Raw genomic sequence first — 5,349 nt, 5'->3', positions numbered from 1 at the left:
CCGCAACACCAAGCTGCTGAAGAATTACCTGGAAAAGCAGCTGGAAGTGGAGCCGCCCCCGCCGCCGTTCCCCTGGTGGACATTGATCTGGTTAACGGTGCTATTTGCCATAATCACCGGCGGTTTAACCCTGATTCTGTAATCACAGGCCGGCGCGCCCGCGCCGGCATTCCCGTCTTTTCTCTGCCTGGGCAGGGGGGATAAGGGACAGGCTGTCCGACAATAAGTGGCCCGAAATAACCGGGTTTGTTTGCGCTTGCTTACCGTGCAGCCCTTTATTATAGATAACTCCTCTTCTTTCTTGTGCCTTTATGCGGGTCTTTCCTTGCCGGGGAATCAATCCGAATTGAATCCGAACAAGCATTCGCTTTATTGTGTCATCCATTAATGTAACGGTGGGCAGGGTAAGCAATGCGTTGCCTGCTGCTGCCGCTCCCTTTTTGTATTGGCTGGCGTTGGCCTTACGTGGACAGGTGACCTTTATGAGTACTGCAACCATTCATCAATACGCGCCGAAAACCGCCGGGAAAGCTCCCGAGCTACCCATCCGGCATATGGATTTCAAATTTGATGCCAAGGATCTCGACACCACCTTCTTTAAAGATACGGAGTTTGCCACTGCGTACTTTCAGGCGCTGTCTATCTTCCTGACCTTTGGCGAAGAGCTGGTGATCGATACCGCCCGTTATCACCGCCAGTTTCTCAAGGACCCGGTGTTGAAGCAGCGGGTGACGGCGTTGATTGGCCAGGAAGCCATTCATTCCAAAATGCACGACGAGTTTAACGATACCCTCGCCGAGCATCGCTACCCGGTGGCGCTGTACCGTTTCCTGGCGGACAACGTGTTCGAGTACGGTTTCAAGAAACTGCCTAACCGCATGCAGCTGTCCCTGATGGCGGGGATTGAGCATTTCACGGCGGTGCTGGCGGAATACATGATGAAGAATGAAGAGGTCTTCTACGAAACCGGTGATGAAAAGCAGCGCGCCCTGTGGATGTGGCACATGCTGGAAGAGTCTGAGCACAAGGACATTGCCTATGATGTCTACGAGACTCTGTCCGGTAACTACCCGCTGCGGGTGAGCGGCTTTGCGCTGGCGGCTTTTACCATCATGTTCCTGGTGCCGTTGGGCGGCGCCATGATTCCGGTATACCGCAAGCCGACCAAGCTGCTCAGCCTGCGTTACTGGAAAGACGTGAAAACCAGCCTGGTGTTTCTGGTCGGCCCGAAAGAGGGCGTTTACGGCAGTACGGTTAAACACATTCTGGATTACCTGCGCCGGGACTTTCACCCCAATGACCACGACACCACGGCCTACCTTGAGTATTACAAGGAGAAGCTGCTGAACCCGAAAACCGGTCTGCTGTCGCCGTATCTGGTCAAGGAATTCGTGCCGAAACTGCGCGCCTGATTTCCGTGGCGCGCCCGGTTCGGGGCGTGCCGCCGATAACCTGTTGAGATAATCGTGATGATGACTTTTTTGAAGCAGCGTTTTGCCAAGCCAAGCAAAAACGCCTACGCAGTGGTGACCGGTGCCGGTAGCGGCATCGGCCGCAGTTTTGCACTGGAACTGGCCAAGCGTGGCGGGGCCGTGGTTTGTGCGGATGTGAATCTGGAAGCGGCACAGGAAACCGTGGCGCTATTGGAAGCCCAGGGCGCCAGAGCTTTCGCCATTCACTGTGATGTGGGTGAGGCGGAACAGGTTAAAAAGCTGGCTGAGGAATCTGAAGCCTTGCTGGGGCACCCGGTGACCATGGTCATTAACAACGCCGGCGTGGGCCTGGGTGGCAAGTTCGATGAGCTGAGCCTGGATGACTGGAAGTGGTGCATGCACGTGAACCTGTGGGGCGTGATCAATGGCTGCCACTACTTTGTGCCCGGTTTCAAGAAACAGGGGCATGGCGCCATTATCAATGTGGCGTCTGCGGCATCGTACACGGCGGCACCGGAAATGAGTGCCTATAACGTGACCAAGGCCGGTGTGCGCGCCTTGTCCGAAACCCTGTTCTCGGAATTGGCCAGGGACAACATTCGCGTGAATGTGCTGTGCCCGACGCTGGTGCCGACCAACATTATCAAGAATGGCCGCATCCCCGGCCGTTACTCCAAGCTGGCGGACCATGCGTTGATGAACTACGCCATGACCACCAGTGACGATGTGGCCAAGCTGACCCTGAACCGTCTGGACAAGGGCGAGCTGTACACCACGCCTCAGGTGGATGCGAAGTTGTTCTGGATGATGAAGCGGGCGTCGCCGAACTTTTACGCCAAGTTCCTGGGTTTCTCTTATCGCTTTGTCAGTAACAAGGGGGCATAACCATGGCCGCTGCAAAAAAGACCAAGACCACGGCGCGCAAGGCGCCGGCAGAAAAAATTTATGATTCCTTTATCGTCGGTGCCGGCATTTCCGGTATCGCCGCAGCGATCAAGCTGAAAAAGGAAGGCTATAACGATTTCAAGATTATCGAGAGGGCAGACCGCGTGGGCGGCACCTGGCGGGAAAATACCTACCCGGGCTGTGGTTGTGATGTGCCGTCCTCGTTGTATTCCTATTCATTTGCGCTGAGCAGCAAATGGAGCCATCTGTTTGCCAAGCAGCCGGAAATTCTCAGCTATCTGGAAGATGTGAGCGCCAAGTTCGGCATCACCCGGCTGATTGAATTCAATACCTCGCTGGACGGCGCCACCTGGGACGAAAGCCGTCACCTCTGGGTGCTGGATACGTCCAGCGGTCAGTACCTGGCACGGACCGTTATTTTCGCCACCGGGCCGATTACCGAATCCAAGATTCCCGCGCTGCCCGGGCTGGAAAGTTTCACCGGCGAGATGTTCCATTCCGCCAAGTGGAACCACGATTACGACCTGACCGGAAAGCGGGTGGCGGTGATTGGTACGGGTGCCTCGGCAATCCAGTTCGTGCCGCAGATTCAACCCAAGGTGAAAGAGTTGTTCGTATTCCAGCGAACCGCGCCGTGGGTGCTGCCCAAGCCGGACCTGCCGCTGGGCGACAGAAGCAAGCGCACCATTGAAGCATTGCCGGTGATTCAGCGTGGCTGGCGCAAGGCGGTGGCCACGTCCCTGAATGCCATCAACTTTGGCCTGCGTAACCCCGGCGTGTTGAAGCCCATCAGCACGGCGGCGAAACAGTTGCTGCGGGTGCAGGTGCGTGACAAGGCTCTGCGCAAGGCGGTAACGCCGGACTTTACCCTGGGCTGCAAACGTATTCTGTTTGCCAACGATTACTATCCGGCGTTGCAGGCGGATAACGCCAACCTGATTCCCCATGGTCTGGTGGAAGTGGATGGCAATACGGTGGTTGCTGCCAATGGCGAGCGCCACGAAGTGGACGTGATTATCTGGGGCACCGGCTTTGAAGTGTCGCACCCGCCGATCGGCAGCAAGGTGGTAAATGCCAACGGTGATCGCCTGTCGGACCTGTGGAAAGACACGTCACCGGAGGCGTATCTCGGTGCGACCATGGAAAATACGCCGAATGCCTTCCTGGTACTGGGCCCGAACGTTCTGGTGTATGACTCCTTTATCGGCCTGGCCGAGGCGCAGCTGGACTACATCATCGATGGCCTGAAGAAAGTGAAAAACAACGGCATTGGTAAAGTCACCATTCGCCCGGATGTGCTCAAGCAGCACAACGACAAGGTGCAGAAGCACCTGAAAAGCACGGTGTTCAACAGCGGTGGCTGCAAGAGCTACTACCTGGACCAGAACGGCCGCAACTTTGCCGCCTGGCCCTGGTCACTGGCTGAGCTGAAGAAAAAGCTGAGTGCCTTTGAGCTGGATGACTATGAAGTGACGTACCTCAATGAAGAGGTGCTGCGCAAGGCATCCTGACAAGATGGTACGGGTAAAAAGAAAACGCACGGTCTTCGGGCCGTGCGTTTTTTGTGCCTGGAAACGATGCGGTTGTGGTGTCGGATTACGGCTTACAGGCTCTCTGTGCCCTTGGGTAAATCCGACCTACAAAAACCTCGCATTCTTATTCGTAGGTCGTGTTAGGGCGTAGCCGTAACCCGACATCTTGGTTTCAATGCATGGCCTGCCCGAGCTTTTCCAGATACTGGCGCATGCCGCTGAGTAGCGGTTCGTCCAGTTGTTCGGTTTGCGCCTGCATGTGATTGAGCCATTGTCCCTGGTGGTCGTTGTGGTGCCACTGGTGGTAGCAATACACGTGCAGCAGGAAAGCCTGCAGGAAGGCGGGTTTTTCCAGGTCTTCCTCGTTGGCCAGCGGAATGCGCGGGAACAGTTCGTGGAGCTTGCGGGCAAAGGCGCCGGAGGCCATGCCGATCTGTTGGCCCTGGGGGTTATGCACCGGGGTGCTCAGGTAGCCGCAACTGGGCGAGCGGGCTTTCAGCACAAAACCACTCAACGGTTGTTGCAGGGTGGCGGCCACGTTTTCCAGGGCGTCGGTGACATCCTGCTGGGGCTGGTCCACGCCCCGTACCCGCAGTTGGTCGTCGAGCTGCACCACCTGAATGGGCGGGCGCGGCACCGGCAAGCCAATGGCCACCTCCGGGCAGGTTTCCCGAAAGCGCAGCAAGGGTCCCAGCTGGTGGACCAGAATAGCGTTGTGTTTGTGGTCGCCGTCGTAGCGCACTTTCTGCCCGGTGAGGCAGGCGCTAACGCCGACAACGGGTTTTTCCCATTCCTGCTGCGGCAGGTCGAAGCCCATTTTTTCCAGCAAATCCGTTAGCATGGCAGGTCTCCCTTCTTCCCCAAAGGTGACAGGTTATGCAAGGCGTTTTTCTGGATACCGATACTCTGGTTCCCGACGAGCTGGACTTCACCGCCTTCGACAATATGTTGTCGTGGACGCTCTACCCGCAAACCCGCCCGGACCAGCGTGTGGCCCGGCTGGACGGTGTCCAGGTAGTGGTGACCAACAAGGTGGTGCTTGATGCTGCCACGTTGAATGCCTGCCCGTCCCTCAAGCTTATCTGCATTTGTGCCACCGGTACCAATAATGTGGATCTGGATGCCGCCGCCGCCCTGGGCATCACCGTGTGCAATGTGACCGGTTATGCCCGCGCGTCGGTGGCGCAGCATACGATGGCGCTGTTGTTGTCGCTGGCGGCCCGGCTGGTTCCCTACCATGAGGATGTGCGTTCGGGGCGCTGGAGTCAGGCGCCCCAATTCTGCCTGCTTAACCATCCAATGACGGAATTGGCCGGGAAAACCTTTGGGGTGATTGGGTATGGGGATCTGGGGCGTGAGGCGGCCTGCCTGGCGGAGGCCTTCGGCATGACGGTGCAGGTAGCTGAATCGTTTCAGGCCGGGGGGAATCAGTCTGGCCGGGTGCCGATGGCGGCGCTGTTGCCGGCGGCGGATGTGAT

Annotated in this window: 6 protein-coding genes; 4 read left to right on the top strand and 2 right to left on the bottom strand. The window is 57.4% G+C overall.

Annotation, left to right across the window (positions count from 1 at the left end; all coding sequences use genetic code 11):
- Nucleotides 1-142 precede the first annotated feature (142 nt).
- A complete protein-coding gene (locus A3754_RS02250; protein ID WP_063518743.1) occupies nucleotides 143-499 on the bottom strand; it encodes a hypothetical protein in 357 nt (118 codons plus the stop codon).
- On the opposite strand from A3754_RS02250, the gene A3754_RS02245 reads away from it, so the two are divergent.
- The 3 genes from A3754_RS02245 to A3754_RS02235 are packed head-to-tail and all read left to right on the top strand — an operon-like array spanning nucleotide 483 to nucleotide 3,850.
- Nucleotides 483-1,412, top strand: a complete 930-nt coding sequence (locus A3754_RS02245) for a metal-dependent hydrolase (protein ID WP_063518742.1) — start codon at nucleotides 483-485, stop codon at nucleotides 1,410-1,412. The two genes, A3754_RS02250 and A3754_RS02245, sit on opposite strands and share 17 nt — an antisense overlap.
- A gap of 57 nt (nucleotides 1,413-1,469) precedes the next feature.
- Nucleotides 1,470-2,318, top strand: coding sequence for an SDR family NAD(P)-dependent oxidoreductase (locus tag A3754_RS02240; RefSeq protein WP_063518741.1), 849 nt, complete (start codon nucleotides 1,470-1,472; stop codon nucleotides 2,316-2,318).
- 2 nt (nucleotides 2,319-2,320) lie between these two features.
- Nucleotides 2,321-3,850, top strand: coding sequence for an NAD(P)/FAD-dependent oxidoreductase (locus A3754_RS02235; RefSeq protein ID WP_063518740.1), 1,530 nt, complete (start codon nucleotides 2,321-2,323; stop codon nucleotides 3,848-3,850).
- Between the two features lie 193 nt (nucleotides 3,851-4,043).
- On the opposite strand, the gene A3754_RS02230 is transcribed toward A3754_RS02235, so the two are convergent.
- Nucleotides 4,044-4,712, bottom strand: coding sequence for a DUF523 domain-containing protein (locus tag A3754_RS02230; RefSeq protein WP_063518739.1), 669 nt, complete (start codon nucleotides 4,710-4,712; stop codon nucleotides 4,044-4,046).
- A gap of 35 nt (nucleotides 4,713-4,747) precedes the next feature.
- On the opposite strand from A3754_RS02230, the gene A3754_RS02225 reads away from it, so the two are divergent.
- A partial coding sequence (locus A3754_RS02225; protein WP_304439776.1) for an NAD(P)-dependent oxidoreductase occupies nucleotides 4,748-5,349 on the top strand: 602 nt, incomplete at its 3' end.

The organism is Alcanivorax sp. HI0083 (genome assembly GCF_001635175.1).
This window is presented reverse-complemented; position numbering and strand designations above follow the sequence as displayed.

Bases quoted from the DNA above. Each gene is read 5' to 3' on its own strand.
- A3754_RS02245 (WP_063518742.1), top strand. From the start codon at position 483: ATGAGTACTGCAACCATTCATCAATACGCGCCGAAAACCGCCGGGAAA.
- A3754_RS02250 (WP_063518743.1), bottom strand. From the start codon at position 499: ATGGTTGCAGTACTCATAAAGGTCACCTGTCCACGTAAGGCCAACGCC.
- A3754_RS02240 (WP_063518741.1), top strand. From the start codon at position 1,470: ATGATGACTTTTTTGAAGCAGCGTTTTGCCAAGCCAAGCAAAAACGCC.
- A3754_RS02235 (WP_063518740.1), top strand. From the start codon at position 2,321: ATGGCCGCTGCAAAAAAGACCAAGACCACGGCGCGCAAGGCGCCGGCA.
- A3754_RS02230 (WP_063518739.1), bottom strand. From the start codon at position 4,712: ATGCTAACGGATTTGCTGGAAAAAATGGGCTTCGACCTGCCGCAGCAG.